Source organism: Rhizobium sp. TRM96647, from assembly GCF_025780115.1.
Taxonomy (GTDB): Bacteria; Pseudomonadota; Alphaproteobacteria; order Rhizobiales; family Rhizobiaceae; genus Mycoplana.
The window spans coordinates 1-24,792 of record NZ_JAOXHF010000019.1; the positions used below are offsets into that span (position 1 = coordinate 1).

At 63.5% G+C, this 24,792-nt stretch carries 24 protein-coding genes; 8 read left to right on the plus strand and 16 right to left on the minus strand.

Translation table 11 applies throughout. The features are described 5' to 3' along the window. Positions 1-33 precede the first annotated feature (33 nt). Complete coding sequence (locus OCK02_RS23765; RefSeq protein WP_263815175.1) at positions 34-189, plus strand: hypothetical protein; 156 nt, start codon at positions 34-36, stop codon at positions 187-189. A gap of 273 nt (positions 190-462) precedes the next feature. Here OCK02_RS23765 and OCK02_RS23770 read toward each other — a convergent pair whose 3' ends face one another. The 13 genes from OCK02_RS23770 to OCK02_RS23830 all read right to left on the minus strand — a co-directional run bounded on the left by OCK02_RS23770 (position 463) and on the right by OCK02_RS23830 (position 14,462). Next, complete coding sequence (locus tag OCK02_RS23770) at positions 463-1,932, minus strand: aldehyde dehydrogenase family protein (protein WP_263815176.1); 1,470 nt, start codon at positions 1,930-1,932, stop codon at positions 463-465. 39 nt (positions 1,933-1,971) lie between these two features. Next, positions 1,972-2,733 (minus strand): SDR family NAD(P)-dependent oxidoreductase, encoded by a 762-nt coding sequence (locus OCK02_RS23775; RefSeq protein ID WP_263815177.1) that lies wholly within the window; start codon positions 2,731-2,733, stop codon positions 1,972-1,974. A 25-nt stretch (positions 2,734-2,758) separates the two neighbouring features. Next, positions 2,759-3,718, minus strand: coding sequence for a carbohydrate kinase family protein (locus tag OCK02_RS23780; RefSeq protein ID WP_263815178.1), 960 nt, complete (start codon positions 3,716-3,718; stop codon positions 2,759-2,761). 19 nt (positions 3,719-3,737) lie between these two features. Continuing rightward, positions 3,738-4,724: an ABC transporter permease gene (locus OCK02_RS23785; RefSeq protein WP_263815179.1), complete on the minus strand. Its 987-nt coding sequence runs from the start codon at positions 4,722-4,724 to the stop codon at positions 3,738-3,740. 2 nt (positions 4,725-4,726) lie between these two features. Then, positions 4,727-5,758, minus strand: coding sequence for an ABC transporter permease (locus OCK02_RS23790; protein ID WP_263815180.1), 1,032 nt, complete (start codon positions 5,756-5,758; stop codon positions 4,727-4,729). After that, positions 5,755-7,278 (minus strand): sugar ABC transporter ATP-binding protein, encoded by a 1,524-nt coding sequence (locus OCK02_RS23795; protein ID WP_263815181.1) that lies wholly within the window; start codon positions 7,276-7,278, stop codon positions 5,755-5,757. Before OCK02_RS23795 ends, OCK02_RS23790 begins: the two co-directional genes overlap by 4 nt. A 68-nt stretch (positions 7,279-7,346) precedes the next feature. Beyond that, positions 7,347-8,375: a sugar ABC transporter substrate-binding protein gene (locus OCK02_RS23800; protein WP_263815182.1), complete on the minus strand. Its 1,029-nt coding sequence runs from the start codon at positions 8,373-8,375 to the stop codon at positions 7,347-7,349. 76 nt (positions 8,376-8,451) lie between these two features. Continuing rightward, complete coding sequence (locus OCK02_RS23805; RefSeq protein WP_263815183.1) at positions 8,452-9,111, minus strand: class II aldolase/adducin family protein; 660 nt, start codon at positions 9,109-9,111, stop codon at positions 8,452-8,454. An 8-nt stretch (positions 9,112-9,119) separates the two neighbouring features. Further along, positions 9,120-9,893: an SDR family NAD(P)-dependent oxidoreductase gene (locus OCK02_RS23810; RefSeq protein WP_263815184.1), complete on the minus strand. Its 774-nt coding sequence runs from the start codon at positions 9,891-9,893 to the stop codon at positions 9,120-9,122. A gap of 200 nt (positions 9,894-10,093) precedes the next feature. Further along, entirely contained in the window at positions 10,094-10,915 is an 822-nt protein-coding gene (locus tag OCK02_RS23815; RefSeq protein WP_263815185.1) for a GntR family transcriptional regulator, read from the minus strand. Between the two features lie 141 nt (positions 10,916-11,056). Next, entirely contained in the window at positions 11,057-12,382 is a 1,326-nt protein-coding gene (locus OCK02_RS23820) for an MFS transporter (protein ID WP_263815186.1), read from the minus strand. Positions 12,383-12,677: 295 nt separating this feature from the next. Continuing rightward, on the minus strand, positions 12,678-13,856 hold the full coding sequence (locus OCK02_RS23825; protein WP_263815187.1) for an acetyl-CoA C-acetyltransferase: 1,179 nt from the start codon (positions 13,854-13,856) through the stop codon (positions 12,678-12,680). Between the two features lie 3 nt (positions 13,857-13,859). Next, positions 13,860-14,462 carry a TetR/AcrR family transcriptional regulator gene (locus OCK02_RS23830; RefSeq protein ID WP_263815188.1) on the minus strand — a complete coding sequence of 201 codons (603 nt, stop codon included), beginning with the start codon at positions 14,460-14,462 and terminating at the stop codon, positions 13,860-13,862. 157 nt (positions 14,463-14,619) lie between these two features. On the opposite strand from OCK02_RS23830, the gene OCK02_RS23835 reads away from it, so the two are divergent. From OCK02_RS23835 to OCK02_RS23855, 5 genes are read left to right on the plus strand one after another with little or no spacing between them, the layout of a single operon-like run. Continuing rightward, a complete protein-coding gene (locus OCK02_RS23835) occupies positions 14,620-16,572 on the plus strand; it encodes an acetoacetate--CoA ligase (protein WP_263815189.1) in 1,953 nt (650 codons plus the stop codon). After that, entirely contained in the window at positions 16,569-17,726 is a 1,158-nt protein-coding gene (locus OCK02_RS23840) for a thiolase family protein (RefSeq protein WP_263815190.1), read from the plus strand. The genes OCK02_RS23835 and OCK02_RS23840 overlap by 4 nt, the downstream gene beginning before the upstream one ends. After that, positions 17,726-18,142, plus strand: coding sequence for a Zn-ribbon domain-containing OB-fold protein (locus OCK02_RS23845; protein ID WP_263815191.1), 417 nt, complete (start codon positions 17,726-17,728; stop codon positions 18,140-18,142). The genes OCK02_RS23840 and OCK02_RS23845 overlap by 1 nt, the downstream gene beginning before the upstream one ends. 13 nt (positions 18,143-18,155) lie before the next feature. After that, complete coding sequence (locus OCK02_RS23850) at positions 18,156-18,608, plus strand: MaoC family dehydratase (RefSeq protein ID WP_263815192.1); 453 nt, start codon at positions 18,156-18,158, stop codon at positions 18,606-18,608. Between the two features lie 3 nt (positions 18,609-18,611). Further along, positions 18,612-19,859: an MFS transporter gene (locus OCK02_RS23855; RefSeq protein ID WP_263815193.1), complete on the plus strand. Its 1,248-nt coding sequence runs from the start codon at positions 18,612-18,614 to the stop codon at positions 19,857-19,859. 190 nt (positions 19,860-20,049) lie between these two features. On the opposite strand, the gene OCK02_RS23860 is transcribed toward OCK02_RS23855, so the two are convergent. Further along, the gene (locus OCK02_RS23860) at positions 20,050-21,021 is read right to left on the minus strand and encodes a LysR family transcriptional regulator (RefSeq protein ID WP_263815194.1); all 972 of its coding nucleotides are present in this window, start codon (positions 21,019-21,021) and stop codon (positions 20,050-20,052) included. Positions 21,022-21,135: 114 nt separating this feature from the next. Between OCK02_RS23860 and OCK02_RS23865 the strand changes: the two genes are divergently transcribed. Next, entirely contained in the window at positions 21,136-22,098 is a 963-nt protein-coding gene (locus OCK02_RS23865) for an MBL fold metallo-hydrolase (RefSeq protein ID WP_263815236.1), read from the plus strand. A gap of 71 nt (positions 22,099-22,169) precedes the next feature. Here OCK02_RS23865 and OCK02_RS23870 read toward each other — a convergent pair whose 3' ends face one another. Both OCK02_RS23870 and OCK02_RS23875 read right to left on the minus strand, forming a co-directional pair. Then, complete coding sequence (locus OCK02_RS23870) at positions 22,170-22,328, minus strand: hypothetical protein (protein WP_263815195.1); 159 nt, start codon at positions 22,326-22,328, stop codon at positions 22,170-22,172. 136 nt (positions 22,329-22,464) lie between these two features. Then, positions 22,465-23,490: a LacI family DNA-binding transcriptional regulator gene (locus OCK02_RS23875; RefSeq protein ID WP_263815196.1), complete on the minus strand. Its 1,026-nt coding sequence runs from the start codon at positions 23,488-23,490 to the stop codon at positions 22,465-22,467. Positions 23,491-23,624: 134 nt separating this feature from the next. Between OCK02_RS23875 and OCK02_RS23880 the strand changes: the two genes are divergently transcribed. Further along, positions 23,625-24,764, plus strand: coding sequence for a mandelate racemase/muconate lactonizing enzyme family protein (locus tag OCK02_RS23880; RefSeq protein WP_263815197.1), 1,140 nt, complete (start codon positions 23,625-23,627; stop codon positions 24,762-24,764). Positions 24,765-24,792: the final 28 nt, after the last annotated feature.

Consider the following 24,792-nt stretch of genomic DNA (forward strand, 5'->3'; position numbering starts at 1 on the left):
CTTTGACAAACCGACCCTACCGGAAAAACACTGATGGCCACCGCTAACCTGCTACACCACTCCCTGGGACATCATCGTGTGATCGGTTTGGAATGTCAGTGCATGCTGGGTCTGCTGGCCACCGCCGGTGTTGAAGCAGGCCCGTTCTGGCGAGGCCAGATCGTCGTTTCGAATGCCGGTGGCCTGTAGCCCAGTGATGATGCGGCCTCTCTACAACGAGGAGCGTCCGCACTCGGCGATCGGATATCAGGTTCCGATTGCTCTACATAATTCCGGTGGCGCAACCAGTCAGCCATCGTGATCCGAGCCCGAAAACTTCAGTTCTCGGGCGGTCCAAACTCGGTCTCAGAGCATGAGAAATGCGGTGATGCCCCTCTCTTGAAGGATTTCAGGTCTGCGTCCCGTAGTTGAAAAACCGATAACAAAACACCTCAGCTTCATGTTCTCCCGAGGGGCGAAGCTTTAAGCCTTTGCAAACCTCTGCTCCCGCAACTCCGATCCAGGCAAACGGATACCCCCTGTCGCCTTGATCTCCAGAAAGTCGGCAAGACCGAACTCGCCGTGTTCGCGGCCGTTGCCGGATTGTTTGAAGCCGCCGAAGGGCGAAGCGGCGTCCCAGTCGGCCTCGTTGATATAGACCATGCCGACACGCAGTTTTCGCGCGATCCGCCGCGCCGCGGCATTGTCCCGTGTCTGGATGTAGCCGGCCAGGCCATAGACCGTATCGTTGGCGATACGCACGGCATCCTCTTCATCCGCGTAGCCGAGGATCGAAAGGACGGGCCCGAAAATCTCCTCGCGCGCGATCGTCATGTCCGGCGTCACATGGGAGAAGACGGTCGGGCGCACATAATAGCCGTGGTTGAGACCCTGCGGACGGCCGGGGCCACCCGCAACGAGACGGGCGCCTTGCGAAATCCCGCTTTCAATGAGCTCCTGGATGCGCTCGTATTGCTGGCGGTTGACCACCGGTCCCTGCTCTGAGGTGGCGTCGCCGGGGGCGCCCACGCGGATGGCATCGGCCGTGCGGGCGGCGATGCGGGCGGCTTCGTCCATCCTGTCGTGCGGCACCAGCATCCGGGTCGGTGCCTTGCAGGCCTGGCCGCAATTCGTATAGCAGCCGTGCACGCCACGAACGACGGCCTCCTCTAAATCGGCGTCCGGCAGGATGATGTTGGCGGACTTGCCGCCGAGCTCCTGATGCACGCGCTTGATCGTGTCGGCGGAGGCCTTCGCGACGGCAACGCCCGCGCGGGTCGAGCCGGTGATCGACATCATGTCGATGTCCGGATGGCGAGACATCGCCTCGCCCACGATATGGCCCTCGCCGTTGATGTAGTTGTAGACGCCCGGCGGGAAGCCGGCCTCGTTCACCAGTTCGCTGAAGCGGATGGAACTGAGCGGCGAATATTCGCTCGGCTTGACTACCAGCGTGCAGCCCGCGGCCAGCGCTGGCACAACCTTCACCACGAGCTGGTTCATCGGCCAGTTCCACGGCGTGATCAGCCCGCAGACGCCGACGGCCTCGCGGGAGATCAGCACGTCGCCCCGGAGTTCCTCGAACGGATAGGTCTCCAGCACGGCGATGATGGTCTCGAGATGCGCGCGGCCGACCCAGGCCTGTGCGGCCTGTGAGAAGCGGGCGGTCGTGCCCATCTCCTCGGTCATCATGGCCGCGATCTCGTCGTAGTTCTCGTTGTAGAGTTCGAGGAGGCGTTGCAGCAGACGCCGGCGCTCCGCCGGCGTCGTCATCGAATAGGATGGGAACGCCGCCTTGGCCGCCGCGACGGCGCGATCGACGTCCTTCGCATCGCCCATCGCGATCTCGCAGATCGCTTCCTCGGTGGCAGGGTTGATCAGCGTATGGCGGGCGGTGCCGATCGGCGCGACCCAGGCTCCATCGATCAGGAATTTCAACGCGTTCGCGTGCATGGCGATCCTCGACAGGATGAATAGGAGCGCGGCGCTCCGTCAGTGGAAATAGATGCCGCCGCAGACGTTGAGCGACTGGCCGGTCACGAAGTTCGACTGGTTGGAGGCGAAGAAGCGGACCGGGCCGATGATGTCCTCGGGATAGCCGAGCCGCTTCAGCGACGCGACGGTCTCCCAATGGCGGATGGCCTCGTCGCTGCCGAGATTGTTCTTGCCCATCTCGGTAAGAATGATGCCCGGGCAGATGGCATTGACGGTGATGCCGTCCATGCCGACCTCCTGCGCAAGCACGCGCGTCAGCGTGATGACGGTCGATTTCGTCGCGGCATAGTGGCCCTGCGTCGCCACGCCCTGGCGGCCGGCGATGGAGGCGATGTTGATGATGCGGCCGCTCTTCTTGGCGCGCATGTGCGGCAGCACCGCCTGGCACATCAGGAGCACGCCCTTGGCATTGACGTCGAAATGAGCGTCCCAGTCCTTCTCGCTGAGGTCCTCCAGCGTCGAGGGCTTGAGAATGCCGGCATTGTTGACGAGAACGTCGATGCCACCGGCCTCCGCGAGGATCGTCCCGACCGTCGCCTCGATCTCCGGCTTCGAGGTCACGTCGAGTTCGTGCACGAAGGCCTTGCGGCCGGCGGCACGGATTTCCGCTGCCGTCTCGTCGAGGGCCGCGCGCTGTGCGCCGAGGTCGAGGACGGCGACGTCATAGCCGAATTGCGCAAGGCCGACGGCGGTGGCCCGGCCGATGCCCCTGCTCGCCCCGGTGACGACGGCAACGCTGCCTGTTGGCATGATCTGCATGGTATTCACTCCTGGATGATAAGGCTCACGCCGCGTTCTTGCGGCGGAGGGGCAGGCTGTTCATGGCTTCGAGCGTATCCTCGAACGAGACGAGCTTGCCGTCCGAGCCGAGGCCCATGGCTACCTTCGCCGCGACGGCGGACGCGAACCGGGCCGCCTCGCGAAGCTCCCAGCCCTTGATGATGCCGACGATGATGCCGGCGGTGAAGCTGTCGCCGCAGCCGGTCGTGTCGGAAACCGGGATGTCGAAGGCGGGAAGCACGAAATCCTCCCCTTTCTCCGGCGAGACATGGACACCGTCCGCGCCCATCGTCAGGATGGCGTTCTTCACGCCGCGCGCCTTGTAGAACCGGGCCACCTCGCGCGGATCGTGCATGCCGGCCATCTCGCCGGCCTCCTCGATGCTCGGGACGAAGTAGTCGATATAGGGAAGGCATGGCTCGACGAGCGCGAAAGTCTCGGGATTTGCCTGAATGAGATCGAAGGTCGTGATGCGGCCGAGCGCCTTGGCCTTCTTGAGAAGACGCACCGTCGGCTCGCCGTCGAAGGCCTTCAGGAGGCCCGTCCCGCCGACATGCACGATACGGGCGTCGAGCGCCGCATCGAGGTCCTCGTCGGCGACGGTGAAGATGGCCGCGGTGCCCGGCACATGCAGCGCCGGCCGTTCGCCGTTCGGCCGCACCGGCAGGATGGTCGCCGAGGTCTGCGTAGCGCCGCTGCGCTTGACGAGGCCGCAATCGACACCGAACTTCACCATCTTGGCATGGAGGAAATCGCCCATTTCGTCGTCGCCGACCGTGGTGACGGCCTGGGTCGAGAGGCCGAGAATGGCGCAGTCGACGGCCGTTGCCCCCGCGGTGCCCGCCACGGTCATGCGGATCTCCTCGATATAGTCGGCGCGCCCACCCTCCGGGATCCGCGTTACCGGCCGCCCCAGGATGTCCAGGACATAGAAACCGATCGAACTCACATCAAAACGTGCCATGGACAAAGTCTCCGAAAGGTCAGTGGCCGCGGCCGCGTAGGCCGAAGCTGAGAGCAAGGATGAGGAAGACGAGCACGCCGACGCCGACCTGCTGCCAGTAGAAGTTCCAGCCGACGAGCAGGAGGCCGTTCTTGACGATGGCGAGCAGCGCCACGCCGAGCAGCGTGCCGATCACGGAGGGGCGGCGCTCCGCGCTGATCGTCGTGCCGATGAAGGTGGCGCCGATCGCATCGAGCAGGAAGGCATTGCCCGAGAGGGGCACGTAGGAGCGCACCGTGGAGGACAGCAGGATGCCAGCGACACCGCACAGGACGGCGCAGCCCACATAGACCAGCGACATGTTGAACGGCACGCGGATGCCCGAATACCAGGCGACGCCGGGCTGGGCGCCGAATGCCCGGGCATAGCGGCCGAAGACAGAATGATGCAGCACGGCGTAGACGACGCCGAGGCAGGCGGCGAGCACGATGAGCGGCATGGGAAGGCCGAGCACCTGCGTGCGGACGATGGCGTTGAACACTGAGGCGAAATCGCCCGTCACGAGGTAGATCGGCTGGCCGCCGCCCGTGGCGATCTGCTGAACGCTCTGGCCGATGAAGAGCACGCCGAGCGTTGCCAGGAACGGGCTGATCTTCAGCCGCGTGATGAGGATGGCGTTGAGAAGGCCGACCGCCGCGGCTGCGCACAACCCGACGGCGACGCCGAAGAACGCGCCGTAACCGGCGGCCAGCAGCATGATGAAAACCATACTCGCCATGTCCACCGAAACGCCGACAGATAGGTCGATCCCGCCGGCCGTGATGACGATCGTCATGCCAAGCGCGACGACCGCCAGCATCACGACGTTGTTCAACAGGACGTTATAGAGATTGGCGCCGGTGAAGAAGGTGGGGCTCGCCAGCGAGAACGCCACCAACAGGCCGAGGAAGGCGAGGACGACGGCGTAGCGGGAGACCTTCTCGGCGGAGAAGAGATTGCCGGCTCGCGACGGTGCTTGCGTGCTCATGATCAACGCTCCGAGGGCTTTGCAAAGGACGTGGCGGCGACGACCAGCAGGATCAGCGTGCCCTGGACACCGGTCACCCAGTAGCTCGACACGTTGAGGAGCTGGAAGCCGTTGGCAAGGAAACCGATGAACAGCGTGCTGAGGATGGTGCCGCCGGCCGTGGGCACGAAGCGGTGGGAGAACACCGTTCCGAGCAGGGCCGCCGCGATGATCGAGAGCAGCAGTTCACCCGTGCCGGGCGTGCTGGCGCTGAGGCGGGAGACGAGCAGGATACTCCCCAACCCGGCGCACAGCCCGGCGAAGAGATAGGTGCCGCCGACATAGGCGCCGACATTGATGCCTGCCGCGCGCGCCGCCTCGGGATGCCCGCCGACGGCATAGAGCCGGAGGCCGGTGCCCGTGAAGTGCAGCAGCGCCACCATGACAAGCGTGAAGACGATCAGGCACCAGGCCAGCGTGGAAACGCCGAGGAAGGAGCCCACGGCGATGTTCATCGTGAAATCGGATGCCATCGAGACGACGGTGTTCTGCGTCAGGATGAGTTCGGCACCCGCGACGATGTTCATGACGGCGAGCGTCGCAAGCAGCGGCAGGATGTTCAGCCAGACCACGGCGACGGCGTTCAAAAGCCCGACCAGGATGCCCGTGCCGACGGTCATGGCGAGCGTCACCGGCAGCGGGAAGCCCGCCGCCGTCGAGACGGCGAACACCGCGGCGCAGAGGCCGGTATTGGCGGCAAGCGACAGGTCGATGCCGCCGGTCTGGACATCGCTTCCGCCGCCGATGACGACAACGGACATGCCGAAGGCCAGCACGCCGAGCACGGCGGATTGCTCCACGACGTTGAGGATGTTGTAGAAATTCAGGAATCCGGGCGCCATCAGCGCGAAATAGGCGAGGATGACGGCGAAGGTGCCGACCGCGCCCAGCCGCACGAGCATCGTGCCGAGCGCCTTTCGCCGCGCCGTTCCAGCCGCGATCGGGCTTTCCATTCCGCTCATCAACGTTTCTCCGTTGGCTTGGGTCATGGTCATGCCGATGCCCTCCGTGCGGGGGGCCTTGCGCCGGACGCTGCCGAGAGCAGCACGTCGCTGTCGAGTTCGCCGTCCCCGTATTCATTGACAAGTTCGCCGCGATAGATGACGAGCACCCGGTCGCAGAAACCTGCAAGTTCCAGAAGGTCCGACGACATGAAGAGGATCGCGGCGCCTTCGGCGGCAAGCCGATTCAGGAGCGTGTAGATCTCGACCTTGGCGCCGACATCGACGGCCACGGTGGGTTCGTCGAGAATGTAGACCCTGGACTGGCAGCTCAGCCACTTGGCGAGCGCCACCTTCTGCTGGTTGCCGCCCGACAACGTCTTGACCAGTGCGTCGCGGTGCGGCGTCTTAATCGAGAGTTCCTTGATGAGCCCGTCGACTGAGGTGTTCTCCGATGCGCGCGAAACGAAGCCGCCCTTGCTGTAGCGCGAGAGGCTGGCGAGCGAGATATTCTCGCGCACCGAAAGCCCGACCGCGACGCCATGCGCGCGCCTGTCCTCCGGCACGAGCGCCACTTCGCCCGACACCGCCGCCACCGGCGAGGGGAAGCGCGCCGCCTTGCCGTCGATGGTGACGGACCCGCGGTCGGGACGATCGAGACCGAACAGGCACTGGATGAGTTCCTTCACGCCGGAACCGAGCAACCCGGTCAGGCCGACGACCTCGCCCGCCTTCACGTCGAAGGAGACATCGCGGAAATGCGGCGCCATGCCGAGGCCGGACACCTGAAGAACCGGCGCGCCGACCGAGTTGCCGCGTCGGGGAAACATCTCGCCGACGTCGCGGTTGATCATCATCGCGACGATATCGTCGATGGCGGTGGTGCGCGGATCGACGACGCCGACATCCGTGCCGTTGCGCATCACCGTCACGGTATCGCAGAGATCCTCGATCTCCTTCATGTAATGCGAGATGAAAATGACGGCGATGCCGTCGTCCTTGAGGCGACGGAGCACGCGGAAGAGGCTGTCGACTTCCTTCTTCACCAGCGCGGCGGTCGGCTCGTCGAGCACGAGCACGGAGGCCTTCTGGGCAAGGGCGCGGGTGATCTGGACGATCTTCTGCTGGGCGGTGGTCAGGTCCTGTACGAGCGTGCCCGGCGGCAGGTCGAGGTCAAAATATTGCTTGAGCAGCGCGGAGGCCTGCCGCGCCATTTCACGGTGATTGATGAAGGGACCGAACTTCGGTTCGTGGTGTAGGAAGATCGCCTCGGCGATCGTCGCGGTCGGCACCAGGAGACGGTCCTGATGGATGAAATGGACACCAAGGCGCTCGACGCTTGCCGGCGTCAGCTTCGACACGGTCTCGCCGTTGACGCGGATGGTTCCCGCATCCGGCTTCAAGATGCCCGCCAGCACCTTGATGATGGTCGACTTGCCCGCACCGTTCTGGCCGACCAGCCCGTGGATGGACCCGCGCGCAACCATGAGGTCGGCCTCGACGAGCGCTTTGACGACCCCGAAGCTCTTGGATATGCCGCGCATGTCGATGGCGAGGTTTTGCTCGAGCGCCATGGTATCCTCCCGCGAATTCCGAAACGATTGCCGTGCCGTCGCGGTGGACGGCACGGCGAGAGCGCGGCTTAGTTCGCCGCGCCTTCCTTCTTGGGGAGGAAAGGACCAGCCGTGTCCTTGGCGTTGTCCTTGGTGATTAGGACCGCCGGCACGAAAGTGAAGGGCGGCACATGCTCGCCGGCGAGGTAGCGCGCCGCGTTGCGGGCGGCCGAACGGCCGATCTCGTAGGGCTGCTGCGCGCCAACGGCACCGGCCGCCGATTCCGGGTTCGCGACCATCTCGACGACTTCCGGGCTACCGTCGATCGCATAGGTCTTGATGCCCTTGCGGCCGGCCGCCTCGATCGCCTGCGTGGCGCCGATCTGCGGGATGTCCCAGCATGCCCAGACGGCCGAAATATCGCCGTCGTTCGGATACTTGGTCAGCATGTCCGTCACGTTGGAATAGGCGCTCTGCACCGTGTTGGGAATGACGTCGCGCAGTTCCGGCTCGATGATCTTCACCTCCGGATAGCTCTGCAGCACGTATTTCAACTGATCGTAGCGGATCTTGCAGACCGGTACGCCGTAGAAGCCGTTGAACACCAGCACATTGCCCTTGCCGCCCATGTCGGCAACCATCTGCAGGGCCACTTCGGACGCCAGCGAATAGTTGTTGGACGTGCTGTTGTTTAGCGAATGCGGCGTTGCCGTATCGACGGTGAAGAGCGGGATGTCCGCGTCGCGAATGCGCTTCAGCCAGGGATTGAGAACGTCGAGATTGCCCAGCATCTCGATGATGGCGTCGGGCTTCTGCGCGATCAGCGTCTGAAGCTGCGAGACGTGGGTCTGGTCGTTGCGCTTGGCGTCGAGCGCGATCGGCTCGCCGCCGAGCGCCTTCACCTCGTCGATGATGCCCTGATAGGCCATCAGGTCCCAGTGATGATCGGTGCCGACCGCCGAGATGCCGATGCGCTTGCCGGCCAGCGAGAGCGCTTTCGTATCGGAATCCTGCGCCAGGGAAGCGTTGCCCCAGGCGGCGACTCCAACGGCGACCGTCAACATGGCGGCGGTCGACTTGAAGAAGTTGCGGCGGCTTTTGTTCCTTTTCAGTGACATGGACGTTCTCCTCCCGAGTGTTGTCCGAGGTTCGCCCCGAGGGGCAATTTCTTCCTGAGCGGCATTCTCGCCGCGGTCAGTCCTTGTGTCCGTAGCTGCCCATCTTCTCGAGGACGCGGGCGATCTCCTCCTTCGACAGAAGGCGAGGCTCGCCGAGCTGAAGGGCGCCGTGGTATTGCTTGGCGAGCGTCTCCACTTCCACCGACAGCCAGAGGGCTTTGGACAGCGTGGCGCCGACGGCGATGATGCCGTGATGTTCCAGCAGGCAGGCCTTGCGCCCCTCGAGCGCCGCAACCGCCTTTTCCGAAAGCGTTTGGCTTCCGAAGGTCGCATATGGCGCGCAGCGGATATCGTCGCCGCCGGCGACGGCGATCATGTAGTGGATCGGCGGAATGGGCAGGCCCATGATGGCAAGGATCGTCGAATAGGTGGGGTGGGCGTGCACGATCGCGTTGACGTCCGGCCGCGCCAGCATGATGTCGCGATGGAAGCGCCATTCGCTGGAGGCCGCCAGCGGGCCCTTCGCCGTCCCGTCCATTTCCAGCCGGACGATGCTGTCCGTCGTCAGCTTCTCATAGGGCGTGCTCGTCGGCGTAATGAGGATGTAGTCCTCGTGACGCACGCTGATATTGCCGGAGGTGCCCTGGTTGATGCCGAGGCGGTTCATATCGAGGCACGCCTCGATGATGGCTTGGCGCTTGTCCAGTTCGGTCGGGCTGAAAGTGGTCTGATCCATGGAAGGGCTCACAATGCTGTGTAGCCGCCGTCGACCGACAGGACGGATCCGGTCACGTAGCTGGCGGCGGGGGATGCAAGAAAGAGGATTGTTGAAGCGATCTCGGACGGCTTACCGCAGCGCTTCATCGGCGTCATGTCCATCCAGACGTCGAACAGTTCCGGCCGCTCGCGCATCTTCAGGGTCATCTCCGTGCCGACATAGCCGGGGGCGACCGCGTTGACGCGCACACCGCTGTCGACCCATTCGACCGCCAGCGCCTTCGTCAGCATGTGCACCGCGCCCTTGCTCGCCATGTAGGAGGCGGCAAACTGCGGGCGGTTGATGATGAGACCCGACATCGAGCCGAGATTGACGATGCTGCCCTGGCGCTGCGCCACCATGTGGCGGCCGAAGGCGCGCGCGGCCCAGAACGTGCCGTTGACATTGACGTCCATGACGAGGCGCCATTCCTCGTCCGACACGTCGAGGGCGGAATGCAGCCGGGCGATGCCGGCGCTGTTGACGAGAACCGTGACCTTGCCATGCGCGGCGACGACGGCATCGGCGGCGGCATTGACCCCTGCCGGGTCCGTGACATTCACCGCATGGGTCGAAACCTTGACGCCGAAGACCGCCAGCGCCTCGGCAGCCGTCGCCAGCGCCGCCTCGTCGAGATCGAGAAGTGCGATCGCCGCACCGCAGGAGGCGAAAGCCGCTGCGGTTTCCAGGCCGATGCCGCTGGCCCCGCCGGTGACGGCGACCATGTGGCCTGAGAAATCGAGCTGGTTCCGGTAATCCATGACTTCCTCCCGCATGTCCACAGGGCATGGATCAGGCGTTCGCGGAAGCCGTCCGTTCCCGCGTCATCACGCTGATCCGCCATGTGAATTTTCTTTCGGGCGCTCCTCACGCCGTTGAAGGCAGGATAGGTCGAGCCGCGGCGCCTGTCAATCTGGTTATCACCAGAAATGGGAATTTTTTGTACCGAACGGTCTATAGCTCAGGATTCGATCTTCAGATGGATGCGCGCCACCGCGGAATTGTAGAAAGCGCGATAATATTCCAACGCCCCGCCGTCATGGTCATAAGCAATTGATTCTATTGCAATGAGAGGTGCATCGGGCGGCACCCCCATGCGCAGACAGGATATGGCGTCAGGCAGTTCGGCCGTGAACCACCGCTCTGCGCGCTGAACAGTCAGTCCATATCTTTCCCGGATGGTCTGGAAGATCGAACGATTGTCTATGTCGAGTTTTTCCATTCCCGGCACCTTGTGGGCCGGCAGGGAAATGTGCGTGTGGGTGATGGGACGCCCGTCACAATAGTAGACGCGCACGATGCGGACGACGTCGCCTTCCGGCGGGATGCCGAAAACCTTCTGTTCGCCCTCGCTCGCCTTGTCGCGATAGAACTCGAACGTCTTGGTGGTGACCACGTGCCCCTTCGCCGTGAGGTCTCCGAAGACGCCGAGGTTGGACGTCATGAAGTCGACATCCTGGCGCGGCTGGGCGACGAACATCCCCTTTCGCGGCATCTTGATGACGTGGCCCTCGGCGGCCAGAGCTCCGAGCGCCGCCCGCACGACCGGCTTCGACACGTCGAAGATCTCGCAAAGCGCACTTTCGGATGGCATGCGGGAGTTGGGCCGCAGCGTTTCTGAGGCGATCGCATCCTGGATCCGGTTCTTGAGCTGCACCCAGAGCGGCGCGGTCTCGCCGCGATCCAGTGTCTTGAGGGCGATAGACTGAAAGGCGTCGTTCGCGCTGTCGTCGAGGTCGTCATAGCGCGGACGGCCGCGCATCCGGGGCTTCAAGGTTTCCATGTACGCACATTTCTGATTACATCTAGAAATCTACTTTCTTGCGCTTTGCTTCGTTCGTCAAGTTGCAGGCCCGTCTTATGGGATAGTCAGAAAGACGAAGGACCGCGTCGCCGCGGCCCTTCGCATCGAGGTCGTTGCCCGTCAGTGGGGCGCCCCCTCCCATTTGTCCTTGTAGGTTTCCCGGGCGAGGAACGTGCACCCCGTACTGATGATACCCAGAATGAAGACGTAGATGATCACGCCGGTCGGCTCGCCGTCATAGGCGGCGAGGAGCGCCGTTGCGACGAGCGGGGCAATCCCTCCGGACAGCACGGCGCCGACCTGATAGCCGATCGATGCGCCGCTGAGGCGGACCTTCGTGCCGTACAGTTCCGAGAAGTAGACCGCCTGCGGGCCGTAGAGCGAGTCGTGCAGCACGTTGAGGCCGATGACGATGGCCAGGGTCAGCAGGAAGATCGACCCGCTCTGCGCCATCGAGAAGAACGGCACGATGAACAGCGTCGAGGCGATGCATCCGAACAGATAGACGGGCTTGCGGCCGACCTTGTCCGTCAGCCAAGACCAAAGCGGCAGAGTGATGAAGCCGACGACGGACGAGATGACGACGGCGTTCAGCCCCACCTGGCGATCGAAACCGAGCGAGTTCACGATATAGGACAGCATGAACACGCTGTAGAGATAGAACACGGCATTCTGCAGGAACTTCATGCCGATCGTCAGGAGCAGGATCCGCCACTGGTCCCGCACGACATCGACCACCGGGCGCTCGGCCTGCTGGTTGCTCTGCTTCACCGCTTCGAAGGCCGGCGATTCGCTGACGCTCGAGCGGATGTAGACGCCGACCACGATGAGGGCCGCGCTGAACAGGAACGGCACGCGCCACCCCCAGGACAGGAAGGCCTCGTTGTCCATCGAGCCCGAGGCGATCGCGACGGCGACTGTCGACAGGAGCAGGCCCGCCGGAACGCCCAGTTGCGGGAAGCTGCCGTAGAGGCCCCGCTTTCCGGCCGGCGCGTGTTCGACGGCCATCACCACCGCAGCACCCCACTCCCCGCCCACGGCAAACCCTTGCGCGATGCGAAGGAAGCACAGGATGACGGCGGCCCAGATGCCGATCTGATCATAGCCCGGTATCAGCCCGATCAGTACCGTGCTCACCCCCATGACCAGGAGGCTCAGCATCAGCATGGCCTTGCGGCCGATCCTGTCGCCGTAATGCCCGGCGACGACGCCGCCTATCGGGCGTGCCACGAAGCCGACGGCGTAGGTGGCGAATGCCACCAGCGTGCCGACATAGGGATCATAGGACGGAAAGAAGACATAGGGAAACACGAGCGCTGCGCATGTCCCGTAGAGATAGTAGTCGTACCATTCGATGGCTGTCCCGATAAAGCTCGCGGCCGCGACCTTGCGATGCTCCTTGGTCAGTCCCTTGGCCGGCGCGGCCGCTGTTGCACTGTAAGTCATAGCTCCTCCCACAGAGTTTGCCCGCATGACGCCACGATCCGGCGGCACCTGCAGACGCAGGCGTCTCCTCCCCCGGATTTCCGTGGATGCTGCATGTCAGGACGATGACGGTAACAATCGACTCAAGTACCGACCGTTCGGTACAATCTGCTGCCGTCCGCGAAAGGTGTCAAGGCCGAATCTGCAAAACCGGGGCCTCTTCTCTCTATCCCCTCGGCCGCCGCAGCCTCGAACCGGACATGGCAGTCCCCCCGTCCGCAAAAGCGGCCAGGGGAACAAATTGAAGGCCGAGTGGTCACCGCTCCAAGCAGATCGCGACGCCGAGACCGCCGCCGATGCACAGGGATGCGAGGCCGCGCCGGGCGTTCCGCCTCTTCATCTCGTGTAGCAGTGTCACGACGATGCGGCAGCCGGAACCCGCGAGGGGGTGGCCGAGTGCGATGGCGCCGCCATTGACGTTGATCCGGTCCGGATCCCAGCCCATTTCACGATTGACCGCGATGGCCTGCGCGGCGAAGGCCTCGTTGACCTCCATCAGGTCGAGGTCGTCCGCATGCCAGCCGGCCTTTGCCAGCGCCGCGCGCGATGCCGCGACCGGGCCGAGGCCCATGTCCATCGGCTCGACGCCCGCAGATGCGTAGGATGCGATACGCGCCAGCGGCTCCAACCCGAGCGCTGCGGCCCGCTCACTCGACATGACGAGGACCGCGGAGGCCCCGTCGTTGAGGCCGGAGGAATTACCCGCCGTCACCGTGCCCGCCGGATCGAAAACCGGCCGCAGGCGCGCGAGCTTTTCCAGGTCCGTCGCGGGATTGGGATGCTCGTCGGCGGATATCGTCACATCGCCGTGGCGTGTGGAAAAGGTGACAGGCACGATCTCCGTCGCAAACCGGCCAGCCTCGACGGCGGAGGACGCCTTCTGCTGTGAGGCGAGTGCGAAGCGATCCTGCTCGTCGCGGCGCACCTGATAGCGATTGGCCAGGTGCTCGGCCGTCACGCCCATATGCACGTCGTGAAAGGCGTCCCAGAGGCCGTCGACCACCATGGAATCCTTGACGGTCGTGTCCCCCATGCGCACGCCGTCGCGCATGCCGTAGAGGAGATGTGGCGCCCGGCTCATGCTGTCCTGCCCGCCCGCAACGACGATCTGCGCATCGCCGCACCGGATGGCCTGGGCCGCCAGATGAATGGATTTCTGGCCCGCACCGCAGACCTTGTTGACGGTCATCGCCGGCACGTTCACGGGGATCCCGGCGGCAAGCGCGGCCTGGCGAGCGGGATTCTGGCCGGCGCCGCCGGTCAGGACCTGCCCCATGATGATCTCGTCGACATCTGCCCCCTCGAGATGGGCATCCTCGAGCAGCCCTGCCATGACCGATGCGCCGAGCGCGGCCGCGGACTGCGAGGCGAGACCGCCGTTCAGCCTGCCGATGGGGGTGCGCCGTGCGGCGGTGATGACGATTTCCCGTTCCATGAGTTATCCCCTCCCCGCCGCCCGCAGGGTAATGCCGGCGAAATCCTCGGCGATGGCATCGATTGCCACTGCACCGTCACCCTTGATCCACAGGAAGCTGTAGAAATACATGCCGAGGATGGCCTTGACCTCGATCTTCGACATCGCGCGCAACACGCCCTGCCGCGCACCATCCTGGAAGACGCGCATCCAGATGTCCTGGTAGTCGGCGTGCAGGCCCAGCACGCCCTTGCGCTTGGCGTCGTTGAGGGCGTGCACCTCACGGAAGCAGACCGTCATTTCCGGCCGGCTTGCGAACATGATCTCCATGAAGCTTCGGCTGAGCGCGCGGATGCGCTCGGGGACGCTCGCGCCGCTGATCTCGATGGTGCGCGCCGCGTTGATCAACTCCACCATGTAGACGGTCATGATGTCGAAGAGCAGGTCTTCCTTCGACTTGATGTGGTAGTAGAGGGCCCCCTTGCCGAAGCCCGCGACATCGCCGACCTCGCTGATGCCCACGCTGCCATAGCCCTTGTCCGCAAAAAGCTTCGCAGCCACTTCCATGATCATCCGCTTGCTTTCGGAAAGCTCATCCGGCCGCGGTGTGCTCAAAATCTCTTCCATTGGTCCTCCCGGTAAATGCAGGCGCCGGATGCGGCGACGCGTATCGGCGCCGATACATGACACGATTTCGCATTGACAGCGCAACTCTTAGCTCGCATTGTACCGATCGGTCGGTACTTACGCAACAGCAAAAGCGGCTGATCCTGGAGGAGGAAGAATGCAATCCGATATCGTCTGGCAGCCTGAAGAGGCGCGCTTCGAAACAAGCAACCTCGCGGGATTCGCGCGCGCCCACGGCTTCGATCCCCGCGACTACGACACCCTCCATCGCTGGTCGATCGCGGACAAGGGCGCGTTCTGGCGGGCAATCTGGGATTTCACTGGCATGATCGGCGATGCGGGCGACCGCGCGTTCGTCGAGAACGCCGACAATCCGATGACCGGCGCCGCCTTCTTCCCGGACGCCCGGGTCAATCTGGCGGAAAATCTGCTGCGCGGAAGTGATGACGCCATCGCGATCCACGAGGCGGACGAAACCGGCGCGCACGGAACCGTCACACGCGGCCAGTTGCGCGCCATGGTGGCCCGCACGGCCGATGGCCTGCGCCGCGCCGGCATCACCCGGGACGATTGCGTGGCCGGCATCCTGCCGAACCGGACGGAAGCGCTCGTCGCCCTGCTGGCGACAGCGGCCATCGGCGCGACGTGGTCGTCCTGTTCCCCCGACTTCGGCGTCACGGCGATTCTCGATCGCCTCGGTCAGATCAAGCCGAAAGTCCTCTTCGCCGCAGCCTCCTATCGCTATGGCGGAAAGGATCACGATATCGCCCGGCGGATCGTCGACATCGCCAACGGCATGGAGAGCGTGGAACATGTAGTCGTCACCAACGGCGGCCTGCCGGCCACTGACGGAGAGCGCTTTACCCGCTATGACTATGCGGCGTTCGGCAGCGACGCGCCGCTGGCCTTCGAACGCGTGCCGTTCCGCCACCCCCTCTATGTCCTCTACACGTCCGGCACGACCGGCGCGCCCAAGGCGATCGTGCATTCCACAGGCGGCGTCTTGCTGCAGCACCTGAAGGAGCATGCGCTGCACGGCGACGTGCGCCCCGGCGACGTCGTCAGCTGGTACACCAACACCGCCTGGATGATGTACCACTGGCTCATCTCGGCGCTCGCCTGCAATGCCGCCATCCTGCTCTACGACGGGGCGCCGATCCTCAAGACACCCGACGGCCTCGACGTCACCCCGCTCTGGAAAGCGGCGGAGCGGGCGGGCGTCACGCATTTCGGCACGAGCCCGAAATACCTGGCGACCCTCGCCGACGAGGGCTATTCGCCCGCGCGGTATCACGACCTTTCCGCGCTGAAGTCCCTGCTTTCGGCCGGTGCGCCGGTCTCGCCGCACCAGTTCGACTGGGTCTATGCGCATATCAAGCAGGACATGGTCTTCGCCTCGATCTCGGGCGGTACGGAGATCATCGGCTGCTTCATGCTCGGCTCGCCCGTCCATCCGGTGCGCCGTGGCCATCTCACGGTCAAGGGCCTCGGCCTTGCCGTCGCCGTCATGGACGACCGCAACGCGCCGGTCTTCGGCCGGCAGGGGGACCTCGTCTGCACGGAAGCCTTCCCCTCCATGCCCCTCACCTTCTGGGGCGAAGGCGGCATGAAGCGGTATCACGATACCTATTTCTCGCAGCGCCGCGAGATATGGACCCATGGCGACGTCGCCGAGATGACGCCCCATGGCTCGGCGGTGATCTACGGCCGTTCCGACACGACGCTGAAGCCCGGCGGCGTGCGCATCGGGACGGCGGAAATCTACGCCACCTGCGAACTCTTCCCGGAAATCGACGACTGCCTCGTCTTCGGGGCGCCCGTTCCCGGCGACGAGGAAATCGTGCTCTGCGTGAAGCTAAAGGACGATGCCGGCCTTTCCGCGGACTTTGCCCGTGAGATCCGCCGGAGGATCCGCGACATGGCATCGCCGCGCCATGTGCCCCATCGCATCCACGCCGTCAGCGCCATCCCCTATACGCTCAACGGAAAGCGCGTCGAGGGTGCCGCCCGCACCGTCCTGGAAGGCGGCGTGGTCAAGAATATGGGCTCGCTCGCCAATCCGGAATGCCTCGACGAGTACCGCAGCCTCGACAGGAGTGCCGCGGCATGACGGCTACACGCTCCAAGGGCGCGATCATCGGGATCGGCGAGATCAGGCCGCAGCGCAGAACCGAAGGGGTCACGACGCTGGAGATGCTGGCCAGGGTATCGGCGGCGGCCGTCGCGGACGCGGGCATCGAGCCCTACGAGATCGACGGCCTCCTTGTCGGCCCGCAGGTCGGCGAGACGCCGCAACATGTGCCGGCGACGATCGCCGAATATCTCGGCCTAAGGCCGACCATGGGCAATGTCGTAGATCTCGGCGGCGCGTCCGCCGCCGGCATGGTCTGGCGCGCGGCGGCCGCCATTCAGGCAGGGATGTGCGAGACGGTGCTCTGCGTTCTCGGCAATGCACGCGACGACAATCCGCCGCGTTCGCCGAACCGCAATCCTATCCGAGAATTCGACGTGCCCTTCGGGGCATCCGGCGCCAACATTTCCTATGCACTGTTCATGCAGGCACACATGGCGCGCTTTGGTACAACGGCCGAGGATTTCGCGACGATTGCCCATTGGGCGCGCCACAACGCGCAGTCCAACCCTGACGCCATTTTCCATGGACAGCCAGCAAGCGTGGCCGACGTGCTGGCGTCGCCCATCGTCGCCTCCCCGCTGCATCTGTTCGAGATCGTCATGCCGGTAGCGGGCGCCGAGGCGGTCATCGTCACTTCGGTCAAGCGGGCGCGCGAGCGTGGCCAGCCGATGGTCCACCTGCTGGGCGCGGGCGAGAAGATCACACACCGAGCCGCCTCCCAGGCGCCAGACCTGACGACAGGCCCGTTGAAGCACGCTATGGCCAGCGCCTTTGCGCAGTCCGGCACGTCCGTGCGGGACATGAATCTGCTGTCGTTCTATGACTGCTATACGATCATGGTCGCGCTGACGATCGAGGATGCCGGCCTCTGCGGACCGGGCGAATTCGGCAAGTGGCTGAAGGGCCGCGATCTCTCCTTCTCCGGCGACACGCCGCTCAACACTCATGGCGGTCAGATCGGCTTCGGCCAGCCGGACCTTGCTGGCGGCATGACCCATATTGTCGAAGCCGTTCGCCAACTGCGTGGGTCGGCGACCGGACGGCAGATCGCCAATCCGCTACTGGCCCTCGTAACGGGCAATGGCGCGACCGTCAGCGAAGCGACGGCGCTTGTTCTGGGAGCTGACTGATGGACCTCGATCTCCTTAAGACCCCCGGCCCCACCATCACCGCACTCACGGCACACTTCTGGGCGGCCGCAGAAGAGGGACGACTTTCCATCCAGCACTGCGAAGCCTGTGACGGCGCTGTCTTCTATCCACGACCGATCTGCCCGCATTGCTGGAGCGAACGTCTCGTCTGGAGGGACGCCTCTGGCCGCGGACGCCTCAAATCCTTTTCGATCGTCCACAAGCCCGGCCATCCAGGCTGGGTACCGGTCGCGCCCTATGCGGTCGGCATCATTGAACTTGAGGAGGGACCGACGCTGCTGAGCTTCATTCTGCGTAAAGCCGGCGAAGATCTCACCATAGGCAAGGCGGTCGAAATGGTCCCGACGCGGATCGGCGGGCGCACCCTGCCCGCCTTCCGCCAGAAACACTCCTAGGAAAGGGCATGACATGAGCGACATCAAACAAGACGGCTGGGCCGGCATCATCAAGGGCAAGCCGAAGGTCGGCGACGCGGCCGAGCGGTCACGACGCACGACGATGAAGGACATCGAGGCCTTCTCCGAAATGACCGGGGACCGCAATCCGCTGCACTACGACCGTGCGCTTGCCGAAGCATCTGTCTTTGGAAAGCTCATCGTACAGGGCGGCGTCACGTCCGGCATGCTCAACGCCGTAGTTGCCGAAGACCTACCCGGCCCGGGTACCGTTTTCCTGGGCGTCGAGTGGAAATTCGTCAAGGCCGTCGGCGTGGACGAACTGATCACCGCGCGCGTCGAGATCACCGAGGTCCGCGACGACAAGCCGATCTGCAAGATCCTCACCAGCGTGCGCAATGAAGCGGGCGAAACCTGCCTCAGCGGAACAGCGACCGTCTACACGGTTCCCCTGGCAAAGGCTTGACCCGTGCCCGATAGCGACAACGGCGCGCGATCCGCCGTCGGCCGGCCAGCGGATACCAATCCCTGGCCGGTCCTCGTCCTCCTGTGCATCTCCGTCGTCCTTTCCATGACGACATGGTTTTCCGCCACCGCCATCACACCCGAACTCAAGGCCGCCTGGCAGCTTTCCGACAGCACCGTCGCCTGGCTGACGAACGGCGTGCAGATCGGTTTCGTGACGGGTGCGCTGCTGGCAAGCTTCGTCAACCTGCCCGACATCGTTCGCCTCAACCGGCTCATGGCGGCCGCCTCCATCCTGGCGGCCGGCGTGAACGCCCTGCTGCTGCTCGAGCCCGGCCCGCTCGGCGCCATCGCCTGCCGCTTTGCGACCGGCGTGGCGCTTGCCGCCGTCTATCCTCCGGCGATGAAACTCGTCTCCACCTGGTTCGTGCGCAACAGGGGTCTTGCGCTCGGCGCGGTGGTCGGCGCATTGACGCTCGGCTCATCCATGCCGCACCTCTTCCGCACCGTCGCGGAGCATATCGACTGGCGGCTCGTCATCGGCCTGTCGAGCGCCGCCTCCCTGATCGCCGGCATCTCCTTCCTGCTGTTTGCTCGCGAAGGGCCCTACCCGTTCGGCAAGGCCACCTTCAATCCGCGGCAGATCGGCCGCGTGCTGCGCGACCGTGATCTCTTTCTGGTGAATGCTGGCTATTTCGGCCATATGTGGGAGCTCTACGCGATGTGGGCGTGGCTCCTCATCTTCATGCGATCCGCGGCCGAAGGCACGCTCCCTCCGAACATGGCTTCGCTCGTCACCTTTGCCGCCATTGCCGCCGGTCTCGTCGGCTGCGTGGCCGGCGGCCTCCTGTCGGACCGGTTCGGGCGCACCGCCACCACGGCCGGCCTGATGATCGTGTCCGGCCTCTGCGCCCTCCTCATCGGCTTTGCCTTTTCCGGGCCGATCTGGCTGGTCGTTCTCATCGCCATCGTTTGGGGCGTCGCGATCGTCGGGGATTCCCCGCTCTTTTCCGCCGCCGTGACGGAACTGGCAGACCAGGACTTCGTGGGAACGGCGCTTTCGCTGCAGATGGGGCTCGGCTTTGCGCTCACCGTCTTTGTCATCTGGCTGATGCCGCACATCGCCGCGTGGCTCGGCAGCTGGCAATGGTCCTTTGTTATCCTCGCGCCCGGCCCCTTCATCGGCGCCTGGGCGATGATAGCGCTTCGTCGCTCGCCGGCGGCTGTCAGACTTGCGGGCGGCCGGCGCTGATGAGCCCTATGCAGGATCGGCCTTCTTGTCCTTGGCCAGGCTTGGGCTCGGAATTGCGCGTTTCGCCTACGGCCTTTTCTTCCGCCAATGAATGCGGACCTCACCCACCTGCGTTCAACAAAATGGGTGTTGAATCGTCATCGACGACAGGCGTCACATCACAATCGATTCATCGATCACAGGACCGGCTCTAGATATCTCCAGTCCATTTCCGAGTGCGGATGTATTCCAAGAACAGCCGCACAGCTGCGCTCGTATGTCGCTTGCTCGGATAGTACAAATACCAACTCGGCAGCTTCTTCTTCCAATCGGGAAGCAATTCGACTACGTGGCCTTTCTCGATGTCATCGCGGACATAATCCTCGAACAGGTGGGCAATTCCCGATCCTGCAAGCGCCGCCTGACGCTCTTGATGCGCTGAACTCAGAGTCAATCGACCTTTCGGGGTGATTTCCACTTCGTCGCCGTCCTTCTCAAAGTTCCAGGTCACCATGGTTCCACCCGGAAAACGGCGTCGAATACAGTCGTGTCGCAACAGATCGCGCGGCGATTCCGGTCGACTACGATTGCGAAAATAGTCGGGCGAGGCCACGATGGCATATCGCAATGCTGGGCCTAGCGGCATGGCGATCATGTCTTGGGCGAGTTGCTTCCCGAAGCGCACGCCAGCATCAAATCTTTGCTCCACGATATCGATGATCGCGGCATCACTGATGATCTCGACGTTGATGTCGGGATAAATTTTCATGAACTCAAAGGCCACAGGGCACAGAACGTGGTCGGCGGCCGGACCTGGTGCATTGATCCGCACAGTGCCAGATGGGCGCTCGCGAAGCTGATTGAGATCGTCGATCGCTGTTCTGATATCGTGCAGCGCGGGCCTTAGCCGCTCGAGAAGCTGCCCGCCTGCTTCAGTAGGCGCGACGCTACGCGTCGTTCGGTTCAGCAGCCGGATGCCCAGCGCCTCCTCAAGCACGCTGATCGACTGGCTGATTGCCGACGACGATACGCCCCTACCAATTGCCGCGGCTCTAAAGCCACCACAGCGCACGACGTCTTCAAAGATCTCCAAGCTGTCAAGGCGGAGTGGCCGCATTGCAAAGCCCTGCTTAATAAGCTGTTCCATTTTGATTAGCTTATCTGCGTAACCGATCTGTGTCATCCCTAGAGAACACGTCGTGAGCGGGCCCGGTCGACGCTGAAGCGCGGCCCCACGATCAGGTATTTGGAGAGGATTAAAAACATGGGTGAAATCACACTGAACCGCAGAACGATCGTGCTGACAGCCGCATCAGCCGTGACGGGACTGATCCTGCCGAGCGACATGCCTTTTGCACAGACCATCTCCGCCACCTCGTTCCCGGCCCAAGGGCGAAATGCCGGCCACTACCGCTTTCGTGTTGGCGACATCTCGGCGACCGTGCTGAGTGACGGGCTGATCGGCGGACCTCCGCGGGTCTATGCCAGCGATGCGCCGGAAACGGAACTGCAGGAGGTGCTGAGAAACGCCTTCCTGCCTGCCGACCGCCTGACGCTCAACCTCAACACGCTTCTCATCGAGACGAATGGCAGGCGGATTCTCCTCGAAGCCGGAGCCGGTCAGACCATGGGTCCGCAAGGCGGCCGCGTGTTCGAGAACTTGGCCGCCATCGGATTGCGGCCTGAGGACATTGACGTTGTGGTAGTCTCGCACACGCACCCGGACCATGTCGGTAACCTTCGAAGCGCTGATGGCGGCAAGGCATTTCCGCGGGCGGTCGTCTTTGCGCCTCGTGCCGACTGGGACTTCTTCGTCCGTAACGATCCGGATCTGTCCTACATGCCGGTACCCGAGGAGTTTCGTCGCAATTTCTCCGCAGCCATCAAGCGGAGTGTTGAGCCTGTCACGAACGGGATCGAGTTGTATGAGGCCGGCACGGAGATCGTCCCCGGGCTGACCACGCTTCCGGCACTCGGCCACACCCCCGGTATGGCGAACTTCCTCGTTCAATCCGGGAACGATCAGTTGCTGTTGACGGCGGATCTCGCCTACCATCCGATCGTCAATGTCGACCGGCCATGGCTGCCCGGGCCAGATCGCGACAAGGATACTGCTCTCGCCTCCCGACGCCGCATCTTCGACATGGCGGCGACAGACTGGCTCCTCGTACTCGGCTTCCACTATCCGTTCCCTGGCCTTGGTCGAATGCTCAAGACGGACGCCGGCTATGCCTGGGTGCCGCTCGGTTGGCAATTCTAATCCGGTGAGTGACGGAGGGCGCACACTTCTTTCGGTTTTTCTCACCGTGCCGCTTGTAACACTGACTGATGCTATTGCTGCAATGCACCGGTCGTGTACCTGCTATATCTCTTCGATGCGCTGATCCACTGGATCGTACCGTCGAACCAGTGCACGTGATCTTCCATCTGGCCCATGCCGGCTTCGACCAGATCGTCGACGAGACCGCGACCGATACGCAGGCCTACCACTACCTCACCACAAGTTCTTCGAGTGCAACGATGCCGACGGCGTCATCCCGCTCGACAAATGGATGTCTATGGCTCTTCCTTTCAGGGTAGCATTCTTTCCCCACTCGCATCGGCAACCTCACCCACCTGGCGGACGTTAGTGCCCGGCCGCTTTGACAACTCCCACCGAACCCCTCTCGACGATGTTTCCCGCCACGAGCCTGTTCACAGTTGCCTCGCCCGGATTGAGCAGGCGTTCCACGGCCCATCGCGCCATTTCCGAGTACGGCATGCGAACCGTGGTCATGGGCGGATGGCAATACCTGGCAATGTCGTAGTCGTCATAGCCGAAGATGGAGACGTCGCCGCCGACGAGCAGGCCTGCCTCCCGAACGGCGTCATAGGCGCCGAAGGCCATGCGATCGTTGCCGCAAATGATCGCCGTCGGCGGTTCGCCGAGTTTCAGAAGCTCAAGCGTTGCCATGTAGCCATCGTCCGGGGCGCCGTTCAGGTGCCGGACATACGAGCGGACGAACGGGACACCCGCGGCATCCAGTGCCTTCCGATATCCCGTCATGCGATCCTGCGCGAACAGGTTCCAGTGCTCGTGGTTCAGTAGCGCGATGCGCCGGTGCCCGCGGGCGAGCAGGAACTCGAAGGGCGACACCACGGCATCGACGAAATCCGGCCGCACGGAGGACAGGCGATCGAGCGTGTCCTGGCAGTTGACAAGCACGGTATTGGCGTTCGCCACGGCCTCGGGCACCGCGACGCGTTTCGGAAACAGGCTGGCATAGACGATCCCAACGGGTTCCTGCTGCAGCAGCGTCGCAACCGCGGGATCCTCCAGTTCCGGCTGACCGCGTGTGGAAACAACGAGAAGGCCACACTGTTCTTCCCAGGCAGCATCCCTCAGTTCATCGAGAAACGCCGCGGCGAAACGGTTCGGATGAAACTCGTCCATGACAACACCGACAAGCCGGCTCGGCCCGCCTTGGCGCAATTTCGAGGCGCCGCGATAGTTCAGATCGGCGGCCGCCTTTTGAACTTTTGCACGCGTCGCCTTGCCGATGCGTGCATCAGCGACCGAATTCAGGACCAGGGAAACCGTAGCCTGCGACACGCCTGCCAAGGCGGCAACATCTGCCAGCGTTGCGCGCTTCCTCAAAAATCCACCTTCCAAATCAGACACTTCACACCTCTTAAGCACTATGCCCCGTGATAGCACTTGCGTTGATAAAAGTCTTTATCTATTTTGATAAAAACTTTTAGCAGATGCCGCAGGAAACAAACAGCTGCGGAGGAGAGGAGATTGCAATGAAAATCGTCGATGTCAAAGCGCGGGTCATGAGGGCATCCACCCCGGAGTTTCTCATCGGTGGCGGCATTCCGTTTCACCTCGATCTGTCGTCGACCATCGTCGAAATTCACACAGATACAGGCCTCGTCGGCCGCGGTGAAACGACGCTTGCGCGTGGCCAGGAACGGGAGGAGACGATGGCCCGCGCTGTGGTCAACAACTTCAAGCCGCTGGTCGTCGGACGAGACCCGCGTCAAATCTCCCTGATCTGGGAAGAGCTCTGGATGTATGTGAAGACGATCGGCTGGGCCGGTCCGATGAGCGCCCTCGATCAGGCCCTTTGGGACCTGAAGGCCCGAAACCTGAACGTGCCGCTTTACGAGCTCATGGGCGGCAAGGTCCGCGGCAAGGTCCGCGCCTATGCCACGAGCGCGATCAAGAAGAAGCCGGAGGAGCACGTCGCCGACATCAAGCGATACATCGAACTCGGCATCCAAGGCGTCAAGCTCGGGATCGGCCGTGGCGTCGACGAGGACCGTGAACTGATCCGTGCGGCCACGGAGGCGGCTGAGGACAAGATCAAGGTCGCCGTGGACGCGAACGCTTACTACACCAATCATCGCGACGCCGAGGAGGTCGCTCAGGCCTGCGACGAACACGGCATCTGGTGGTTGGAAGAGCCGCTCATGCATTCCGACATCGCGGGGCTTGCCTATCTCAACCACAAGTACCGGACGCCGATCAGTGGCTATCAGACCGAAACGACCGCTGCCCGCATGAAGGACTATCTCGACAAGAACGCGCTGGAAATCTACCAGCCCCGCATCTGCTACTCCGGCGGCATCACCCAGTCAAAGCGGGTGGCCGAGCTTTGTGACATCTTCAACAAGATGTTCATTCCCCACGCCTTCGGAAGTGGCATGAAGAATGCGGCCACGCTGCACCTCGTCGCCTCGACCCACAATGCCGGCTGGATCGAATTCCCCGTCGTCCTCGACGTGGAGGATCCGCGAAAGTTCATGACCGCGAACTATCTGCGTAACCTTGCCGACATCTCGATGGACGAGCAGGGCTTCGTGCATGTGCCCGCCGGCCCAGGCAACGGCGTGGAACTGAACGAGGATACGCTCAGCGAATACCAGACATTCATGATCTGAACATCTGTTACCTGGAGGAGGAACACGG